The organism is Vibrio algarum, assembly GCF_028204155.1.
Classification (GTDB): domain Bacteria; phylum Pseudomonadota; class Gammaproteobacteria; order Enterobacterales; family Vibrionaceae; genus Vibrio; species Vibrio algarum.
This window is the reverse complement of sequence record NZ_JAQLOI010000003.1, coordinates 526,592-546,206: the sequence shown is the minus strand read 5'-3', so window position 1 is coordinate 546,206 and position 19,615 is coordinate 526,592. Positions and strand designations below refer to the sequence as shown.

16 protein-coding genes are annotated in these 19,615 nt (G+C 40.0%); 7 read left to right on the top strand and 9 right to left on the bottom strand.

Features of this window, described 5'->3' with window-relative positions:
- Window positions 1-462: 462 nt before the first annotated feature.
- The 5 genes from PGX00_RS17815 to dgcN form a co-directional block, all read right to left on the bottom strand.
- Window positions 463-3,285 carry an FAD-binding and (Fe-S)-binding domain-containing protein gene (locus PGX00_RS17815; protein ID WP_272139092.1) on the bottom strand — a complete coding sequence of 941 codons (2,823 nt, stop codon included), beginning with the start codon at window positions 3,283-3,285 and terminating at the stop codon, window positions 463-465.
- Between the two features lie 258 nt (window positions 3,286-3,543).
- The gene (locus tag PGX00_RS17810; protein ID WP_272139090.1) at window positions 3,544-4,980 is read right to left on the bottom strand and encodes an alanine/glycine:cation symporter family protein; all 1,437 of its coding nucleotides are present in this window, start codon (window positions 4,978-4,980) and stop codon (window positions 3,544-3,546) included.
- Between the two features lie 232 nt (window positions 4,981-5,212).
- Entirely contained in the window at window positions 5,213-6,070 is an 858-nt protein-coding gene (locus PGX00_RS17805; RefSeq protein WP_272139088.1) for a D-amino-acid transaminase, read from the bottom strand.
- 53 nt (window positions 6,071-6,123) lie between these two features.
- Window positions 6,124-7,098 carry an N-acetyl-D-Glu racemase DgcA gene (gene dgcA / locus PGX00_RS17800; protein WP_272139086.1) on the bottom strand — a complete coding sequence of 325 codons (975 nt, stop codon included), beginning with the start codon at window positions 7,096-7,098 and terminating at the stop codon, window positions 6,124-6,126.
- Entirely contained in the window at window positions 7,098-8,102 is a 1,005-nt protein-coding gene (dgcN, locus tag PGX00_RS17795) for an N-acetyltransferase DgcN (RefSeq protein ID WP_272139084.1), read from the bottom strand. Before dgcN ends, dgcA begins: the two co-directional genes overlap by 1 nt.
- Window positions 8,103-8,915: 813 nt before the next feature.
- Here dgcN and PGX00_RS17790 point away from each other — a divergent pair.
- From PGX00_RS17790 to PGX00_RS17775, 4 genes are all read left to right on the top strand, one after another.
- The gene (locus PGX00_RS17790) at window positions 8,916-10,274 is read left to right on the top strand and encodes an alanine/glycine:cation symporter family protein (protein WP_272139082.1); all 1,359 of its coding nucleotides are present in this window, start codon (window positions 8,916-8,918) and stop codon (window positions 10,272-10,274) included.
- Window positions 10,275-10,351: 77 nt separating this feature from the next.
- A complete protein-coding gene (gene alr, locus PGX00_RS17785) occupies window positions 10,352-11,431 on the top strand; it encodes an alanine racemase (RefSeq protein WP_272139080.1) in 1,080 nt (359 codons plus the stop codon).
- Window positions 11,432-11,624: 193 nt separating this feature from the next.
- On the top strand, window positions 11,625-12,512 hold the full coding sequence (locus PGX00_RS17780; protein WP_272139078.1) for a hypothetical protein: 888 nt from the start codon (window positions 11,625-11,627) through the stop codon (window positions 12,510-12,512).
- Between the two features lie 88 nt (window positions 12,513-12,600).
- Complete coding sequence (locus PGX00_RS17775; protein ID WP_272139076.1) at window positions 12,601-12,828, top strand: DUF3820 family protein; 228 nt, start codon at window positions 12,601-12,603, stop codon at window positions 12,826-12,828.
- A 33-nt stretch (window positions 12,829-12,861) separates the two neighbouring features.
- On the opposite strand, the gene PGX00_RS17770 is transcribed toward PGX00_RS17775, so the two are convergent.
- Both PGX00_RS17770 and PGX00_RS17765 read right to left on the bottom strand, forming a co-directional pair.
- Window positions 12,862-13,203, bottom strand: coding sequence for a rhodanese-like domain-containing protein (locus PGX00_RS17770; protein WP_272139074.1), 342 nt, complete (start codon window positions 13,201-13,203; stop codon window positions 12,862-12,864).
- 95 nt (window positions 13,204-13,298) lie between these two features.
- Window positions 13,299-15,356, bottom strand: a complete 2,058-nt coding sequence (locus PGX00_RS17765; protein ID WP_272139071.1) for an alpha-amylase — start codon at window positions 15,354-15,356, stop codon at window positions 13,299-13,301.
- A gap of 302 nt (window positions 15,357-15,658) precedes the next feature.
- On the opposite strand from PGX00_RS17765, the gene PGX00_RS17760 reads away from it, so the two are divergent.
- Window positions 15,659-16,525 (top strand): winged helix-turn-helix domain-containing protein, encoded by an 867-nt coding sequence (locus tag PGX00_RS17760; protein WP_272139069.1) that lies wholly within the window; start codon window positions 15,659-15,661, stop codon window positions 16,523-16,525.
- Window positions 16,512-17,036, top strand: a complete 525-nt coding sequence (locus tag PGX00_RS17755) for a regulatory protein ToxS (RefSeq protein WP_272139067.1) — start codon at window positions 16,512-16,514, stop codon at window positions 17,034-17,036. The genes PGX00_RS17760 and PGX00_RS17755 overlap by 14 nt, the downstream gene beginning before the upstream one ends.
- A gap of 89 nt (window positions 17,037-17,125) precedes the next feature.
- On the opposite strand, the gene PGX00_RS17750 is transcribed toward PGX00_RS17755, so the two are convergent.
- Entirely contained in the window at window positions 17,126-18,181 is a 1,056-nt protein-coding gene (locus PGX00_RS17750) for a porin (RefSeq protein ID WP_272139065.1), read from the bottom strand.
- Between the two features lie 434 nt (window positions 18,182-18,615).
- Here PGX00_RS17750 and PGX00_RS17745 point away from each other — a divergent pair, with 434 nt between their 5' ends.
- Window positions 18,616-19,191 (top strand): hypothetical protein, encoded by a 576-nt coding sequence (locus PGX00_RS17745; protein WP_272139063.1) that lies wholly within the window; start codon window positions 18,616-18,618, stop codon window positions 19,189-19,191.
- 7 nt (window positions 19,192-19,198) lie between these two features.
- Here the strand turns inward: PGX00_RS17745 and PGX00_RS17740 are convergent, their stop codons facing one another.
- Window positions 19,199-19,585, bottom strand: a complete 387-nt coding sequence (locus PGX00_RS17740; RefSeq protein WP_272140898.1) for an XRE family transcriptional regulator — start codon at window positions 19,583-19,585, stop codon at window positions 19,199-19,201.
- Between the last annotated feature and the right edge of the window lie 30 nt (window positions 19,586-19,615).

The following is a 19,615-nucleotide window of genomic DNA, read 5'->3' as shown; positions in this document are numbered from 1 at the left end:
TCTATTTATCAATAACTTAATTCTCTAGCTCTTGTTGATTAATAGCCAAATGACACAGAGTGTTGCAAAAATAATGATAATAGATACGAGTTTTATATCTGTTTTAATTTGTATATATTATTTAAAATTTAAGTGTTATTTTTATTTAAATTTGGTTTGTAGCTTATTTACGTTGTATAAGTAAATAATACCTATTAATGGTTAGGATTTTTGTAATTTAGTAACATATTAAAAATACTCACAATTAGGTATTTTAATTTTTTTAGTTTTATTTATTTAAATTTAATTTTTTATTCAAATATCAACCATAAATAGAAGTTTAACCAGTGGCATGGATGTGACGGACAAGAAATCAATCATTCCAGCTTAGTTCCATTCCTATCAATTATGTAATAAAAAAGCAGCCTGAAGGCTGCTTAATAAAGTGAATCCATATCGGTCTAAATAGCATGAAACCGGTTGTTAACTAACCTTATCTACCAAATAAAGAATAGAGCGGTACTCGATACCACTATGCTCTGATAAGCCTATTTCACAAGTTCTGCTGTTAGAATAACCTTCTGTACAATTATCAGGTACTTCTGATTTTAAAGAGGCTAACGCAGAGGCATTCAATTCCGGTTTGGTAAACCCTTTGTCACCTGCAAATCCACAACACTGTATGTCTTCAGGAATGATCACATTTTCAGCACACGCTTCAGTCACCTGCTGTATAACACCAGCTAAGCCACTCTTTCTCGATGTACAGGTAATATGTAACATTACAGGTTCTTTTTGAGGCGTTATAGCTAGTCGAGGCAATACGTACTCGGCAACAAACTTAAACGGTTCGTATATCGATAACTCTTTTTGTAGGGCTTCTTTGCTTAAGCTTGCACATGGACTGGTGTCCATAAGGATAGGATACTCCCCTTGCTTAGAAGCCTGCCAAAGTGATGCTTGTAAGTCACCCATTTTGCTATTTGCGGTATCAACGAAACCTTTACTTTTATACGGCATACCACAGCACTGATTTTTTACGTCATCAGGGAGTATTACGTCGTACCCCGCTTTTTCAAGTAGCGAAATCGTTACTTCTGCTAATGGTCGACTGTCTATGGCGTTTTTTTCTGTTCCCATATTGCGAGACGCGCAACTAGGGAAATAAACTACTTTCTCTTTGCCTACCGAGTTTATCTTAATTGTAGCGATATCTTTCGCAGGTCTTGGAAGATGTGGTGTCCATAACGGTACTCGCTTGCCTGATAGTTTGTGAGCCGCTTTGGTGATAGCTCGCATGTTGTTCGTTCCAATAAGGCTATGCACACCATTTGCTGCTCCCAATCCTAGCTTGGTGGCGGAGGTGACACCCTCGAAATGATCCGCAGTCCAACTCGCTATTGTTTTGGCAAGAGAAGAGTGATCTTCCCGGAGTTTTCGCATGAGATCACCGGTATTAATCCCAACTGGACAGCGGTCTCCGCAGAGCCCAGTCGCGGCACAGGTATCAATACCTTGGTAGCGGAATACTTTTTCCATTTCGGCGAGTTTAGCCGGGTCTTCATTAGTCTTATAGAGACGGCGTATTTCACGATAGACAGTGTTTCGCTGTCTTGGCGTCAATGAAAGGTTTCTAGAAGGGCACACTGGCTCACAAAATCCACATTCGATACACTTGTCGATTAATTCATCGGCTGCCGGCATTTCTTTGAGGTTTTTTATATGCGATTCGTGATCGCTATTTAGGATGACTCCGGGGTTTAGAATACCGGTTGTATCAAAGATGCGTTTGATCTTTTGCATCAATTCATAGCCGTCTTTGCCCCACTCCAGTTCTACGTAGGGTGCCATATTTCGGCCTGTGCCGTGCTCTGCTTTTAGTGAACCTTTGTATTCTACTGCCACGAGTTGTGCCACGTCGTCCATAAAGGCACTATAACGGTTTATTTCTGATTCGGTTTCAAAGGCTTGAGTAAAGACAAAGTGTAGGTTACCGGCTAACGCATGACCAAAAATTATTGCTTCATTATATTCGTGCTTAATGAATAGGTTCTGTAAGTCTCGAACGGCGGGTGCGAGTTGGGCCAATGGAAATGCAACATCTTCGATAATTACCGTTGTACCCGTTTCTCGTACCGCACCAACGGCGGGAAATAGTCCTTTTCGTATAGCCCAAAGTTGAGCGCAAACGGTAGCATCACGGCTAAACTCTACTGCTTCAATGGGTGAAAATTGGTTAATGATACTCGTAATAGCTTTGACTTGAGTCGCGAGATCTTGTTCATCTACAGCATGCATTTCCACAAGAATGGCTGCTGCTTCTTTGTTCCCTTTTGCTTCTAATTCAGCGATAAAATCAGGCATGCCCGGCTCATTGGCGACAGAAGCGAGTGAGCGGCTATCCATTAATTCAACCGCAGCTACATCGGTTTTACTCAATTCGCTGACAGCGAAACAAGTGGTCTCAATATCGGCGAATAGAAACAACCCAGATGCTTTAAAAGCGTGGTCGATTACTGTGTTATAAGTGATGTCGGCGATGAAGCCGAGTGTACCTTCTGAACCGATGAGTAGGTGCTGAAGAATATCAATTGGGTCATCATAATCTACCAACGAATTAAGGCTGTATCCAGTAGTGTTTTTAAGACGATATTTATGGCGTATTTTGTCTGCAATATCAGAGTTGTTCTGACATTCTTGGGCGAGTATTGTTAGGTCTGACAATAGTTCTTTATGGCTAAATTTAAAAGATTCAATACTGCTATCATCGAGAGTATCGAGCACAGTACCATCAGCCAAGACAACGGTCATTCCTGCGAGGGTTTTATAGCTATTTTTAGATGTGCCACAACACATACCAGATGCATTGTTTGCTGCTATTCCCCCAATTTTACAAGTATTGATAGAAGCAGGATCTGGACCAATCATACGCCCGTAAGGGGAAAGATATTTGTTAGCGTCTGCACCAATAACACCAGGCTGCAGCCAAATCTGTTCGCCTTCATCAATGATCTTATGATTACGCCAGTTTGTGGTTAAGGTAATAAGCACAGAGTCAGATATTGCTTGTCCAGATAGACTCGTTCCTGCGGCGCGAAATGTTATTGGTATCTGCTTTTCATTACAGGCTTTGATGGTGAGGACAACTTCATCAAGAGTATCGAGCTGAAGAATGATTTTAGGTACCATTCTATAAAAGCTAGCATCAGTGCCGTAGGCAAGGGTTAAGGTTGGGTCAGTGATGATTCTCTTTTCATCGATATGAGTTTTGAGAGTCTGTATTAACTCTATATATATAGGTTCCATTATCGCTCCAGATCCATTTTCGTCACGTTATTTCGCATGTCTTTATACGTTTACACGTTTCATGCATTCTTATATTAGTTACCGGATAGTACCTTAAGCTATTTATGCAATACATTACCTTTAATGCACTTGTTTGTTGCAAAAAGACAACTAATACCAAATTAATTATGTTTGTGAACAATATAGGAGTTTTTCGCGGGCCAAGGATAAAAAATGCCAGTCTGAATTAACGGACTGGCATCTGATTTTTGTTTGAAACTAAACGTAACTTAGATTAGTTTTTTTAACCCACGCGGTTGTATCGATATCGAGATCGGCATACTCGTCAGGGTTTAACACCGGATGTTCAATGCCTGCTTTAAGCTGTTTTCTGTAGTCCTTGATCAAGCGAGTTGCTGTTGGGAACAGCATGATTAGGGCGAGTAAGTTCACTATAGCCAAAATACCCATCAATGGATCAGAGAAGAAGAACACAGATGTTGCACCTGGTGCTACGGCACCAATAAATACGATACCAATAACTAGAATACGCAATATATGCACAGCCATTGGACTCTTAGTCATAAAGGTTAGTGCATTCTCACCCAGGTAGTAGTTGTAGATAACTGAACTGAAAGAGAATAGTAGAATTGCGAATGTTAGATAGTACTGAGTCCACGCACCGAAGTGAGAAACTAAAGATTGTTGAGTTAGCACTACACCATCAATGCCTTCTGCTCCTGGGACATAAACGTCACCTAGAAGAATAACAAAGGCTGTACAGCTACAAACGATAATCGTATCGATAAATACAGAAAGAGACTGAGTAATGCCTTGGCTTACAGGGTGAGTAACGTCTGCTGTTGCAGCAACGTTAGGAGCTGAACCTAGACCAGCCTCGTTTGAGAACAAACCACGACGCAGTCCTTGTGCCAGCGCTGCACCCATACCACCGCCTACTGCTTCTTCAATGCCAAATGCGTTAGATACGATGTTTACGATGATAGCTGGAATTTCTGTAATATTAGTAATGATAACCATTAAAGCCATTGCAACATAAGCGACGGCCATGACTGGTACAACGATATCAGCTGCTTTTGCAATACGCTTGATACCACCATAAATGATGAAACCAACAACGACAGCAAGAAATACACCAGTATACATACGGTCAATGCCTAAACTATCTTGAACGGCACCAGCAACGGTATTTCCTTGGAAAGCGTTAAAGCCAAATGCAAAAGATGCGATTAAACAGAATGCAAGTACATAGGCTAACCAACGGTAATCTTCGCCAAGACCATGGATGATAGTACGTGCTGGACCACCTCGGAACTCGTCGCCTTCTTTACGTTTATATAGCTGAGCAAGTGAACACTCTACTAGACTCGTTGCCATGCCTATCAATGCAATTGCCCACATCCAGAAGACGGCACCTGGGCCACCAAGGGTAATAGCAACAGCTACACCAGCGATGTTACCACCACCTACACGACCACCAACTGATAATAAAAGGGCTTCACGTCCGGAAATTTTGTCTTTACCAGCGGTTTGGTTTTTGCTTGATAGTACTCGGAACATACGTCCGAAGAATCGAAACTGAACAAAATCAGTAACAATAGTAAAAAATAGGCCAAAAATTACAAGGAATGGTATTAATGACCATCCCCAAGTGAGGTCACCAATGACCCCAAAAAAGCTTTCTAACATTTCCATTTGTTCTCCTTGGAATAATTTTCTGTCTGAGAATTGCGCGATCTGGCTAAGTTTTAGTCTAATGGGTGCCAAATCACCGGGCATTGTACTGTTTTTGTGAGAACTTTCGAAGGGGGCTAGAGAAAAAGTTTGCTTGTGGTGCCAGAAGTGGAGAAAAAAGGAGCCCTTTAGGCTCCTGCGAGATATTGTACTGTAAAGTTAATGCAACCTAGAGTTAACATGATGTTAGCAATTATACAGCTTGTGCCAATGCAAACTCGATATATGTTTCTCTGATCTGCATCGCAATAGGACCGGGAGATCCGCTACCAATTGGTTTGTCATCTATAGCAACGACTGGCCAAACAAAGGTTGACGCTGAGCTTATGAATGCTTCTTTTGCCGCGTAAGCTTCTTCAATGGTAAACAACCTTTCTTCTATTACTAAGTTTTCTTGCTTGGCTACTTTTAATAGTGAGGCTCGAGTTATACCGTGAAGAATGTCATTACTTAATGGACGTGTAACAATGACATTGTCTTGGGTAATAATATAGGCGTTGCTAGAGCCTCCTTCTGTTACGTAGCCGTCTTCGATCAGCCAAACATCATCGCAGCCAGCTGCAATAGCGGCCTGCTTCGCCATACATGCTGCAAGCAAGGATGTTGTTTTTATATCGCGACGTCGCCACCGAATGTCTGGCGTAGAGATAACCTTTATACCTTTTTTCGCTTTAGGTGAGTCCACAACCGCACGTGACTGAGAAAAGAGAACGACAGTCGGCTCGGTGTTTTCAGGGTAGGCGAAATCACGGTCACCTGATGAGCCTCTTGTGACTTGTAAATAAATACCACCTTCTTTTACGTCATTGAGTCTGACTAATTCTTTCTGAATATGAACGAGTTCTTCTGCGGTTAGAGGATTTTTCATTTCCAGCTCTCCACAAGAACGAGCGAGCCTAGCGACGTGTCCGTCATTGTCTAATAACTTACCGTCGACGACAGCGGTCACTTCATAAATAGCATCGGCGAACAGAAAGCCTCTGTCGAATATGGACACCTTCGCTTCAGATTCTGGTAAATATTCACCATTTAAGTAAACAGTACGTGGCATAATTTATTCCTAATTTTATTCAATGGATAAGGGGCGACCCAATGGACTCCCCATTACCCCCAAAGTTTTGACGAAAATGGCAACATATGATTATTTTCAAATTCGAATCCATATTGGATGTCGTCACTTAATAACAGTGGGCCGTCAAGGTCGATAATGTCTGCACCTTGGGCGACAACAAACGCTGGAGCCATGCTTAATGAGCTAGACAACATGCAGCCGACCATAATTTGTAACCCTGCTTTCTCAGCGTCTTGTTTGAGAGCGAGCGCTTCAGTCAAGCCACCGGTTTTGTCGGTTTTGATGTTAATCATGTCATAGCGACCATAGATCTCACTTAAGCTCGACCTATCGTGACAAGATTCATCTGCGCAGATTGGAATTGGCCTCGGAAGTGTTTCCAAAATTTTATCTTCTCCTGCAGGGAAAGGTTGCTCGATCATAGCGACGCCCAGTTTTACGAGTTCAGGGACTAACTCTTTATATAGCTCTGGTGTCCACGCCTCGTTTGCATCGAGAATGATCTTTGCATTGGGTGAACCTTCTCTCACCGCTGCTACTCTGGCAAGATCTTCGCCTCCACCCAGTTTTAATTTAAGCAAAGGTCTGAACGCATTTTCTATAGCTGCTTGCTTCATGTTCTCTGGTGAATCTAGCGATAAAGTAAACGCGGTGACCAAAGAACGGGGGGCCGTAGCTAAGTTATCCCATATAGCCTGTTTATTCTGTTTGCACTCGAGATCCCATAACGCACAATCGACCGCGTTGCGTGCTGCACCAGATGGTAGTAGGTCTTGCAACTGCTCTCTAGTAATCCCTTTTTTAAGGGTGGGTAACAGGTCTTCAAGTTCTGTTAATGTACTATCGATAGTCTCATTGTAACGAGTATAAGGAACGCACTCTCCACGCCCAATCGCTCCATTTTCAGAAATTTCTACTTGAATGACGTCGACTTGAGTCTTACTTCCCCTTGAAATAGTGAAGCTCCCTCGAATCGGCCAACTTTTTACTTTAAAGCTTATATGCATTACACCTCCGATAGTTTACTGACTATACGGCTCACACCTTGACGGAATGGGTCAACGACAGGAAGGCCAAATTCAGATTCTACTTTATCCATAAATTCTAGTGCGGCTTTTTCGCCAAGCTGAGAGGTGTTGACAGAAATACCTACAAACTTCACGTTAGGGTTCGTTAATTTGGCAGCTGCTAAGTTCGCTTCCATACATGTTTTTATATCGGGTACAGAATAATCAATAAGTCCACGCATGTGTGTTCTGGTTGGTTCATGGCAAAGTACTAGAGCGTCTGGTTGAGCACCATGAATGAGACCGGTTGTAACTCCAGCGAAAGACGGATGGAAAAGAGAGCCTTGGCCTTCAATAACGTCCCAATGATCACTACTATTCTCAGGAGAGATTGTTTCTATCGCTCCTGCAATAAAGTCTGCAACAACGCAGTCAACGCTAACGCCATCACCTGTGATCAAAATTCCGGTTTGGCCGGTTGCACGAAAGTCTGCATTCATACCCTGTGCTTTCATCTCTTTTTCAATCGCGAGTGATGTATACATTTTGCCACATGAACAGTCTGTACCAACCGTTAACAAACGTTTACCTTTGCGGTTTTTGCCATTAGCAACTGGGTAACTTTGGGTAGGGTAGCGTACATCAAACAGAGCACGACCATTTTGCTCCGCACTTGCTACCAATTCAGGAATATCGGTCAGCTTGTTGTGTAAGCCAGATGCAATGTCTAGCCCTGCGTCTAACGCTTCAACTAGTACACTTATCCATTCTTGAGAGATCACGCCACCACGGTTCGCAACGCCAATAACTAAAGTTTTAGCACCTGCTTTTACAGCCTGCTCAATAGAAAGATCATCCACTTCGCAATCAGCGTTGCATGTAGGTAGGCGATATTGACCTACACAATACTCCGGATGCCAAGTTTTAATACCTTGAGCGACTTTTGCTGCTAGGGGGTCGGCTGCGTCACCAAGAAATAGTAGGTATGGTTTTTTAAGTTCCATTGAGTTACTCCATTTTTAGCATAAATTGATATATGTTCAGATGATTGGTCTGAATACTCATGCTAAAAGCAGTGCAAAATTCGTGACAATAATGATGGTTGGATAAAATTAATTTTGATTATTATCCTTCTTTCCATTGTTTTAAAGGGCTTTTGTTCAATTCTCACAACTATTACAGAGTTTTTCGTATTATTTATATGTCCTGATAACTTGTTTTTTTACGGGATAAAACGCTATAAATGACAATTCAGTAGATAAATTATTCGAAATCAAACATTATCCAGAAAAATATAATTTCATATAAATGATGATTTTGTGAAATCTTATGCTTTCCATATTTAAGGGTAAAAATGCATAAATATCTTAAAATTTTAAGGAAGCTATAAATTTACTTTAAAGATTATCTAGCATAAACACCTGTCGTATGCACCATTATCTAGCAATTTCAGCCATTGTTGCGCGTTCGTGGTGCAAATGTATACTTGCTAAGTGAATTTTTTAGCATTTAAAACTTAGGTTGCATCTATTGTTCTAAAGCTCAATTAGGTCGTAATGTTGTTAAAATGTGAATTTTTACAGGTTAATTAATTAGTATAATATCCCGCCTCTAGTGGTTTTTGTGGTTCGTATGACTTTTATTTACGAGAAAGTAAGATAAATTTGTGCTTGCAGCGCTATCCCATTATTGATTCACTGCCATTGAAACGCTTCCTTTAAAGAAATAAATCTAATCATTTCTTATGCTTGGTCTGCAATTTGCAGAGCTAGGTGAGAGCGACATTTTAATTAATTTTATTGTTGGAGAATCAGAAAATGGAATTTATTTCCGAGTTTATCGGTCAGATTAACGGCATTGTTTGGGGTGTGCCTATGCTCGTACTCATATTAGGTGTTGGTATCTATTTGACCGTTGGGTTGAAGTTTATGCCTATCCTAAATGTTGGTCGTGCATTTAAACTGATGTGGAGTGGTCGTGAGTCTAGCGGTGCTGGTGAAATTCCGCCATTTCAAGCTCTGATGACAGCCATGTCCGCGACAGTAGGTACTGGTAATATTGCTGGTGTTGCAACGGCGGTATTTATTGGTGGTCCGGGCGCTCTGTTTTGGATGTGGTTGACCGCGTTACTTGGTATGGCAACAAAATTTGCAGAAGCGGTTCTTGCCGTGAAATACCGTGAAAAAGATGAAAAGGGTGCATTTGTCGGTGGCCCTATGTACTACATCAAAAATGGTATGGGTGAAAAATGGGCCTGGCTCGGCACTCTATTTGCCGTATTTGGTGCCGTCGCGTGTTTTGGTATCGGAAATGCAGTTCAATCAAACTCAATTGCTCAAGTTCTAGAATCTAATTTCTCCTTTTCGCCTCTTGTTGTTGGCCTCATTATTATGGTTCTTGCTGGTGGCGTTATATTGGGTGGCCTTAAACGTGTAGGTAAATTTGCGGGAGCGCTTGTACCAGTAATGGCAACGGCTTATATTCTATGTGGCGTTGTTATTCTGCTTATGAATCTTGAAGGGATCATTCCTGCCTTTGCCTTGGTTTTTGAGCACGCATTCACCCCTAGCTCTGCGGAAGGTGGTTTTGCTGGAGCGACAGTATGGATGGCTATCCGCTTTGGTGTCGCTCGTGGTGTATTCTCTAACGAAGCTGGTTTAGGTTCGGCTCCAATTGCACACGCCAGTGCTCAAACTGATGACCCGGTTCGTCAGGGTTTGATTGCGATGTTAGGTACTTTCTTAGATACGTTAATTATCTGTAGCATCACAGGTTTGGTTATTATTATTTCTGGTGCATGGACGAGTGGCGAATCTGGTGCGGCATTAACATCTGCAGCCTTTGGTCAGGTTATTCCTGGCGGTAGCTACTTAGTTGCTATTAGTTTAGCTGTATTTGCCTTTACAACGATTGTTGGTTGGTCTGTATATGGCGAACGTTGTGCTGAATATTTATTTGGCGCTAAAGCTGTATTGCCATTCCGTTTAATCTTTATTTTAGCTCTTCCTGTCGGAGCAATGATGGAGCTCGATTTTGTATGGCTATTGGGTGATACGTTAAACGCTATGATGGCGATACCTAACTTAATTGCACTTGCTGTATTGAGCCCTGTTGTGTTTGCCCTTACTAAAAGTTATTTCAGTAAAGAAAAATCAGCGCTCGTTGATACAAAATAAAACCCTAATTGCTATCTTCTAAATAAGCTTCTGCTTAGGCAGAAGATAGCTTTTCTATATCTAAAATTGGAGTAGATATGGTTACTGCTGAAGCAATTATTCATCTACCATCGATACAACATAACTACCGTTATCTAAAATCTTTATGTGGTGATAATCCATTAATTGCTGTGATTAAAGGTGATGCTTATGGTCATAGTGCAAGAGATGTTGCACTGGCTTTACCTGACGCTGATATGTTTGCGGTTGCTAGAATTGAAGAAGCGATCGAGTTACGAGAGTCTGGAGTTGATACTGAAATTTTGTTGCTTGAGGGTTGCTTTTGTCTAGAAGACTTACAGCTAGCGTCTCGTTATCAATTCCAATTAGTTATTCATCATCTATCTCAATTAGAGCAATTCGAAAATACGGCCCTTGATAAACCTATATCGGTATGGCTAAAACTCGATACCGGAATGCATAGAGTGGGTATACAAAGTGATGAAGTGGAATATTTTGCTAAACGCATTGCAAGATCCACGAATATTGAAGGTGAACTGAATTTTTTGAGTCATTTTAGTTGCGCAGACGATTTACTTTCACAAAAGACTCAGCAGCAGATTAGTAATTTCTCGAATTTGACCGATGCATACAAAGGTAAAAAGTCGATAGCAAACTCAGCGGGCCTTTTGTTCTGGCCAAATTCTCATTATGACGTGGCACGCAGTGGCATTGCACTTTATGGAATTTCACCCGTTGAAGACCACACAGGTGCAGAATTAAACCTTAAGCCGGTAATGACCCTTAAGACTCGGCTTATTTCGGTAAGGGAACATCAAAAGAGCCAACCTGTGGGTTATGGAGAAATGTGGCACTCAACACAAGATACCAGCATCGGTGTTATTGCGATGGGTTACGGTGATGGATATCCAAGACTTGCACCTGAAGGAACGCCAGTTTGGATTAACGGGCGGCAGGTTCCAATTGTAGGTCGAGTTTCCATGGATATGATTACCGTAGATTTAGGAAGCGAAAGCCAAGATAAAATTGGTGACGATGTTGAATTATGGGGTAGTCAGCTACCAATAGAGAAAGTCGCTAAAGCGATAGGTACTATCCCTTATGAACTCACAATCAAACTCACTCAGCGTGTCGTGAAGACCTTTGTTGGCCTTTGAATAATACGGTTTGCTTTTACGGTCCAAACATATTTGTTAATAAATAGAAATTACTTGTCTTGATTGGGATTTAATGTCGATGTTTTTGAGGATGTCGTTTAATATGCATACCATGAAAAGACTTAACGTATTATTTTTAAAACTATTGTTTTTATCTTTTTCTGTTTTTGCACAGGAAGAAGAGCCTAGCACTGTGAATAACAATATAGTGACTCTTAAGGATGCAGAAGCACATTGTTATAGTGAAAATAAAGAAGTTGATGCGCTAGATAGCGCCTACCATTATTTAAATACAAAGTTTTGCCAACCAGCAATATGGTTTGATAGTTTTTTTGTCGATGAGCGAGTGACAGACGACGCTAGAGCGGGAACAATGGTGCGCTGGTATAACGATTATTCTTGGTCAAAATCAGAAGGATTCAAGTATAGGACCTCACTTAAAGCAAAATTGCACTTACCTAAAGCAACTAAGAAACTCAAACTTGTTTTTGAATCTGATGCCGATGATGATTTACAAGATTTGTTTCCAACAAGTGGCGAGGATTTAGAAAGCTCATTAGGCCTTCGATATGATTGGTACGCAAAAGAAAGGAGTAGCTTTAATATTAAGGTGACGCTTAGACCAAGCATAGAGGCGCGATATCGATATAGCTACTCTTTTACTCAAGATACTCTGCTGAATCTTACACAGAGGGTGTATAGCCGTAAAAGTGTACTAGGAGAGAGAACGCAAATCGATTTGGACCACACGTTAAGTGAGCAATTTCTTATTCGTTGGGCTAACTATGCGAAGTATGAAAATGACGTGGACCACTTTGAGCTAGGTACGGGGTTAACATTGTACCAATCTATTTCACCCAAGCAGGCGCTTAGTTATAAAGCGAGTTTGACTGGGCACGATAAACCGCACGGTTATTTAAGCAATAAACACATATCAATCACTTATCGACAGAACGTCTATCGAGACTGGTTATTCTATGAAATAACGCCGGAATATAATTGGGATAACGATTTGGAAGAAGATAAAATGAATCACGCTACAATCACGTTTCGATTAGAATTTCTATTTAACAACGTATGATCTTAGCAAAAGTGATGTTATACCGAATTGGTTAGTTTAATGTTAGACGGTGTACGTCTATTCTTTAAAAGAAGGTTGAGATAAACAAGTGTTAGAAAAAGAAAATCTGATTAAATTAGCACGAATGAAAATGCCTTTTGGTAAATATGCAGGGCGTGTTTTGATAGATCTACCTGAAGAGTATTTGCTTTGGTTTGCTCGAAAAGAATCCTTTCCCCAAGGTGAATTAGGGGAATTGATGCAGCTTTGCTTAGCCTTAAAAATTGAAGGATTAGATTCTGTGGTTAAACCGTTGAAGTATCCTGCAACACACTAAGCGTAAAGCGACATCGATGCGTGAGAATAGCGTTTATTTGGCTGCTATCAATTCTTCCATTCCACCCCCATTATGAACATTGGTGAAGCCAATCTGTTTTAGGTAGCGTTCGGCTTGCCCCGATCGATTACCGCTTCGGCAATAGACAACAATATCCCGGTCTTTATCTATATTATTGAATGCAACATTTACGGTGTTTAGTGGAAAGTTTAAGGCTGATTCGAGGTGCTGCGTTTCGAATTCTTGCGGTGTTCTAACATCAACCAGCAGTGCACCTTGCTCTACCTTTTGCCATGCTAAGTCTGCGCGATTTTCAGCAAAGCTTGAAAACGCAATAAACGTCAAAAATAGGGTGATAACTTTTCTTAAGGTCACAGATAATTCCTTTTAATGAGCCTATATAAGGATATGATTATATAGGCTCTGTAATTGATTTGTGAAGTGTTTAATCAAACTAAGGTTTCAACAGGTTACTTGCCTACAAAAGCGACGATAATTTTGTCATCACCTAAAATTCGCGAGAAAGCATATCCCGAAGATTGTTTAAGCTCTTTATGGTAGCCAGCACCTATAGCAGGATGAGCCTTTCTAAATTGCCCTAGAATTTTCCAGTGTTCAAGAAGCTTTTCTCTTTCGCCATCTAATTGCCAAATCATATCGGACCGAGTGCCTTGATGGAAATCATCGGCATAGGGGCCAATAGCTCTAGCCACTTCATCACCATAGTAAACTTGTATTGCGCCGGGGCTAAGCAGTAATGCGCTCGCCGCGTCTCTTTGCATATCGAATGACTTATAGCGACTAAAAAACAGTTCTGTGTCATGGGATGACATATAGCTTACTGGGTTGAAGTCTTTTTCAGACTGTATGGTGTCTGCATAAGACTGATAGGTGTCTGCTATATAACTAAAGCAGGCGGCACCTTTATCCATTTTTTTCTGCATGTCGAAATTGATTAGGGCGTCAAAGCCATCGTCGAAATAAGGGCTGCGATAGGCGGAATGACCCCATACTTCGCCCATCATCCAAAATGGTTGTCCTGATTTCCCATTTTGTTTACGCCATACGTTTAAGTTTTCTGTCGCTTGTTTTTTTAACCGCTGCCAGACTTCGCCTTCTACATGCTTCACCGTATCAACACGAAAACCATCTATTCCAAAACGTTTAACCCAATCGGTTTGCCATTCAATTAAATAATCAGATACAGTAAAATTTTGTCTAGATGAGACTCGAGTGCCTGGGTTAGCCAATAACCACTTGGGTGGGGTAACGGCTTTGTCTGACTCCGTAATAAAATCAGGTAAACCGGCAAGGGACATCTTTATGTCACCTGTACCTGGTTTGCTATGATTAGGAAACCCCGCCCGAATCCAGTCTGGGCCCCACCAATCCATCCAGTTTTGGCTAGAATAATCGATACTATTATTGTAACTGTGCCAATTTTCATTGCTACTTGGTGTCCAAGTCGTCCAGTTATCAGGCCAGTTGCTCTTCGCGCTGACAACATCGACGCCATCAAATTGCAGATCAGCAAGGGATGCGTATCCACTGTGGTTTACAACCGCGTCTAATAGGACTTTTATTCCTCTTTTATGAGCTTCCTGTACGAGTAGCGCTAAATCACTATCGTTACCAAAATTCTCGTCTATCTTAGTAAAGTCTCGCGTCCAATAGCCGTGATAGGCGTAGAACGGAAAAGAGCCTTTCTCTCCTCCACCAACGAATCCATGTATCTGTTCTACGATAGGGGATAGCCATAATGCATCTGTCCCTAAACTCTGAATGTAATCAAGTTTTTCGATAACGCCTTTCAAGTCACCACCGTGAAAAGTACCTACTTCGTCTTTACCATCTTTTTGCCGTCCGTAGCTACCGTCATTATTTGGGTTACCATTATTAAATCTATCGACCATCACGAAATAGATATTTGCGTTGCGCCAATCGAGCGGTTGAACCTCTTTGTTTTTCTGTTTTTTCACTGGCTCTAGTAAAACCATACCGCCACTCTGAGTTGAAGGTGTCAACGTGACTTGCTGATTATCAACCGTAACGACTTGACCTGTGAATTTCTCTCTGAGGTTCGTACCATCTGCGAATGTAGTCGCTACGTTCAATGTCACTTCACCGCCCTGATAGGAATCACAAGTGACTTTTGGAATCGGACGTTTAAACTCTTTTTTAACGGTTTTACTTTTTTGCTTGGTTAACGTAATCGACGGTGCTTCTTGGTTGAACGTAAATAAATAGTTTCCGCTGACGCGTATTTTTAGGTCGAATTCGCTTGGTTTTTGGCAGTCTAGGTGGGTTGGAGTATTAAATTTCAATGCTGTAGTCGCTTCACTACTGCAACTGCCATCAATGTCAGTGATTTTAATGGAATAGCTGTCCTTACTAAGTTCAACGTTTATTGGGTGTTCTTCGCTTAGCGGGTAATCTCGGCTGTTGGTAGTGGTCGAAATTGTCAAAGTAGCAGCGGACAAATTGGCCGATGCTAAGAACAGTAATGTCGTTATAGTGTTAAGTTTCATCGTAGAGCCATAGCGTTATTATTAATATCATTTATAGAAATAATAAATGTAAATTTTCGTTCAGACATCATTCGCGAGACTACGCCCCAAAAATGTTAACTAGATCATATAGAGGGAGTAGAAATACGACATATTTATGGGATAAAAAATCTAAAAATATTTACTGCACGAGTGTATAATAACTGTTGTTGAGAGAAAGTTTACGGTATACTCCCCCTAGTTACTGAAGCGTGACTTCACCATAAGAAGCTATAAGAGTGTTTAAATGAATTTCCGTAGAAAATGGGGAGGTATTCATATTCATGTTTTCTGAGAACAAATACTTTCTAAATGACAAATATATTTTTGATGCCAACACGAAATCATTATCAAAGCAAAGCGATAGTAGCGATATTGTATGGTTAGGTAACAATGAAAGTAATATTATTTTGGCATTTATAGAAAGGCCTAATGAAGTATTAAGTCGAGACCAAATACATGAAATTGTTTGGAAAAGAAACGGTTTTCATGTAGATGAATCTAGTGTTATACAGGCCATATCAACGGTTAGAAAAATATTAAAAGATTCGGTGAAAAACCCCGAGTTTATTAAGACGATTCCGAAGCATGGATATCAATTTATTGCAAGTTGTGAAAGAGTGGAAGAAGATCAAAATGATAATTTTAATGGAGATATCTCTAATCAAGAAGATGCTATTAAATCAAGCAATAAATCAAGCAATAAATCAAGTAATAAATCAAGTAATAAATCCAGCATAAAAAAATTAATAAAGAAAAGTTATTTCTTGTATTCCTTGTGTTTCTTTGTCTTCATGTCGGTTGCTTTTGCAGTTAATTACATCTGGTTTTCAGATGCTAAGCTTTCACCAAAATATACATCAACGCATGAAGTAGATAAGCTTGGTCGTGTTGGTATCTACATGTTAACTGATAATTATGAAGACTATGAATATAATGAAGCTCTAAAGTATTGTATTTATAAGACTTTGAAATATCACGATAAACATGGCAGTGCAGATAAGGTTGTTGCTTCTTATACGCTTAGAAACGAGTTGACAATTAACGTTGTGGATAAGGTTCTAACTAAGAGTTCTAGTTATATTTTCATGGCAAGAAACGTGGATTTGAAGACATTTTGTGAGATGAGGTTTTATAGTGTTAAAAAATAAACTTTTAGTAATGGCTAGTATCATTTCAATTCCTTTAGGTTTTTATGCTTATAATAGTGACTCACCGGAACAATCGAATCTGACTTCTAAAAATTGGCACTCCAATGTAACGATTTTTGTTCCGAAAGAAGAAGGGTATAACGAGGAGTTTGTTCTTAGTAAAGTACATTCAGCTATAATAGATAGCGACTTTAAATATTTGAATGATAAATCTTATATACAAAATTCATTTGTTGAAGTGTTCGATAGTAATAATAATATTTTATTTAGTCTAGAGTTGTCTAATATGGGTAAATGGGAATATGATCAAGGGTATCTATTTTTAGAAGCAGGTGATGTCCATGATATTGCAACAGTGAGGAAAGATTATATTACTCAAAAAGATATCGAAAGATTGAAGGATATTTTTATTGTCGATATGCTGCAAGTTAGAAAAATTGATAGAATTAGTGAGGACACAATGTTGATGACATCTGTAGAGAACGACTCTAAGTTGTGGATTGCGCACTAAAAAATGTTGGTGTGTTAGGTATAAAAGTTTATTAAGCATAAAAAATTACCCGCCATTTGGCGGGTAATTTTACGTTTAAAAATTATGAATTAGAAGTCGTAACGTAAACCAAGTGCTAACTCATCTTCAGAATTAACTGTTCCTACATCGTCTTTATCTAACATGTTGAAGTTATATGATATGTAAGTACGGAAGTTCTTTTTGAAGTAATAAGTCATGTCGATTGCAGCCGATTCAGCAACAGTTGTTTCGACGCTGCCTGTATCCAATTCTTGCTCACCATAGGTTGCACTGATAACGTATTGGCCCATAGTGTAAGCTACAGCAAAATCATATGCTGTTGAGTCTACGATTGTGCTGTCAACAGTTGCATCATTTATCACATTGTATTGACCAGCTAAATAGAAGCCACCTATCTCGTAAGAAAGTGCCATGTTGTACTCATCCGTTTCATCTTGATTTGCAACACCAGCACCAATGCCCAATCCTAAATCACTAAACGAATATGCAGCAGAAAGCGAATAACCGTCAGCGTCATTGTCTGTAAATGTGTCCGCCACTTCAGCATCTGTTGTGTTATCAGCAAAACGTAAACTTGCTTTTACCGAAAGATCGTCAAAAGCACCTGCATATGAAACCATGTTGTCTGTACGGTCTGCAACTGCAAGCTTTCCACCAGCAACTGCGCCGTGATACGCCATGATATCGGTAAAGTCCGTAATTTGGCCAAGCGCACCATCGTTCTTGCCATAAGTGACTAGACCAAATGAACCGCCAATACCTGCGAAAGTTTTACGATTGTCTAAGAAATCGTTCTCACCGTCAGCATCATTTGTTTGGTATTCACCTTCATAGAAACCAACGCCATATAAGTCATCGTTTATTTCGACTTTACCTAAAAGGTTAAAACGTACTCTTGAATTGTCTGTAGATTTACCATCTTGAACTGCCATACGAGCTTCTGCACGTCCACCGACTTTGATACTTGCACCTTCACCAGAATAGATTGTGTTGGCTTTGATGGCGGTATCTTGGTTGTTTTGAACTTTTTGAGTGGTGCTTGAGTCTACTGTCGCAGTAGCTGCAAATGATAGTGGAGAGGCAATAACGGCTGCCACTGCTAGAGCAATAATTTTCTTATCCATTTTAAAAATCCTATATGTATGTACTTTGGTTTTATCAAGGTGTAGTCAATACAAATAACGGCTAAAAGCGTGTATCTATTCTCTATTGGTTTAGTCGATAGATTTAGCGCCCATATGTAGAATGCACGATGTATTGACTTACGACATTGATTTAACTCGGAGAGGTTTTTTTAGGCCAGTAAAATGAAATAAAAGTGATTGTAAATGTTATTTATTTATCTATTATTTTTTTATCTTATTGAATATTATGGTTTTTAATTGCCTATCTCAATGGGTATTAGTCTTAAAAATAAATCATTAGTTCAGTGTCTGTTTATGGGTTTTTTATATAAAAATGAGATGTAAAGCCGGTTTTTTAGGTGTTTCGGAAATTTTTTGAATGGTGTTTTGTTTAAATCTGTACAATACCCGCAATTGACGTAGGTGCAGTAAACATGAAAAAACAAACTTGGTTGTCTATTTGGTTACTTATATTTACGAATCAAGCGAGTGCATTCTCACTTGAATGGTTACAGCCAATGATTGACCCAAATACGGCACCATGGAGTTTAGAGCGAGTACAGGACTCGATGGATTTGTATGACTGCGGATTGGAGCAGGAATATGAGGAGTTTTGCTCTGATGTAACCAAATACTATAACGTTGATGTGGAAAGTCGCTTATTTGTATCCGATGAATTAGTACATGAAATAGAAATTACCTCACCTTATTCGCCATTAGTGTATTCAGAGTTACAGCTAAACCTAAGAAAAGACGGTTATGTACTTGCCCAAGCCATAATTGAAGGTAAAGAATATAACGCGATTGAGGAGCTGAAAAACAAGTCAATCAAATTAGTCAACCGAGAAATGGTTATGTTTTTAAATGAAGGTCCAATATCTTCAGAAAGACAACTAACGTGGTACCCAAATTCTGAATACTACGAGAAAAAGCCTAGTCGCACCGCGATTTTTACCAGTAGTGAACATGGCATAAATGTGTATTTTAAGCGAATGGATGGAGTTGATTGAACCTGAATTATTGGCCACGATTTAAGAAGGCTTTCATACCCGTTTTATCGAGATAATTGTCTGCTTTTTTATGTGCTCGTAGATATTGATAACCAGCAATAATGTTGCGGTGTTTATTCTCTTCAACTAACGGCCGAGCAGTAACGAATTCGTAAGCCATTTTATAGGCCTCCATATCCACTATTTCGGCTTGACGGTATAAATATCCACAACCAGTTGCTAGCCACTCCAGTGAGCAGTTCGCTCTCATCGCAATTTGATTTGCTTTAGATAGACTAGGTTCACTGCCTTTAAGGTATTTTCTGATCAACGCTTCATTTAGATCGACTCGTCTAGCGAAGCCACTGATGCTTTCTTGGCCTATTAACTCTTGTAATCTCTCTGAAAAGCTCATGATTTCGTACTCTGGTTCGAATATTCCTTC

What these genes read in the sequence shown, in the direction of transcription:
- PGX00_RS17805 (WP_272139088.1), bottom strand. Translation starts at nt 6,070, where the DNA reads ATGCCACGTACTGTTTACTTAAATGGTGAATATTTACCAGAATCTGAA.
- alr (WP_272139080.1), top strand. Translation starts at nt 10,352, where the DNA reads ATGGTTACTGCTGAAGCAATTATTCATCTACCATCGATACAACATAAC.
- dgcN (WP_272139084.1), bottom strand. Translation starts at nt 8,102, where the DNA reads ATGGAACTTAAAAAACCATACCTACTATTTCTTGGTGACGCAGCCGAC.
- PGX00_RS17750 (WP_272139065.1), bottom strand. Translation starts at nt 18,181, where the DNA reads ATGGATAAGAAAATTATTGCTCTAGCAGTGGCAGCCGTTATTGCCTCT.
- PGX00_RS17810 (WP_272139090.1), bottom strand. Translation starts at nt 4,980, where the DNA reads ATGGAAATGTTAGAAAGCTTTTTTGGGGTCATTGGTGACCTCACTTGG.
- dgcA (WP_272139086.1), bottom strand. Translation starts at nt 7,098, where the DNA reads ATGCATATAAGCTTTAAAGTAAAAAGTTGGCCGATTCGAGGGAGCTTC.
- PGX00_RS17740 (WP_272140898.1), bottom strand. Translation starts at nt 19,585, where the DNA reads ATGAGCTTTTCAGAGAGATTACAAGAGTTAATAGGCCAAGAAAGCATC.
- PGX00_RS17745 (WP_272139063.1), top strand. Translation starts at nt 18,616, where the DNA reads ATGAAAAAACAAACTTGGTTGTCTATTTGGTTACTTATATTTACGAAT.
- PGX00_RS17760 (WP_272139069.1), top strand. Translation starts at nt 15,659, where the DNA reads ATGTTTTCTGAGAACAAATACTTTCTAAATGACAAATATATTTTTGAT.
- PGX00_RS17815 (WP_272139092.1), bottom strand. Translation starts at nt 3,285, where the DNA reads ATGGAACCTATATATATAGAGTTAATACAGACTCTCAAAACTCATATC.
- PGX00_RS17790 (WP_272139082.1), top strand. Translation starts at nt 8,916, where the DNA reads ATGGAATTTATTTCCGAGTTTATCGGTCAGATTAACGGCATTGTTTGG.
- PGX00_RS17765 (WP_272139071.1), bottom strand. Translation starts at nt 15,356, where the DNA reads ATGAAACTTAACACTATAACGACATTACTGTTCTTAGCATCGGCCAAT.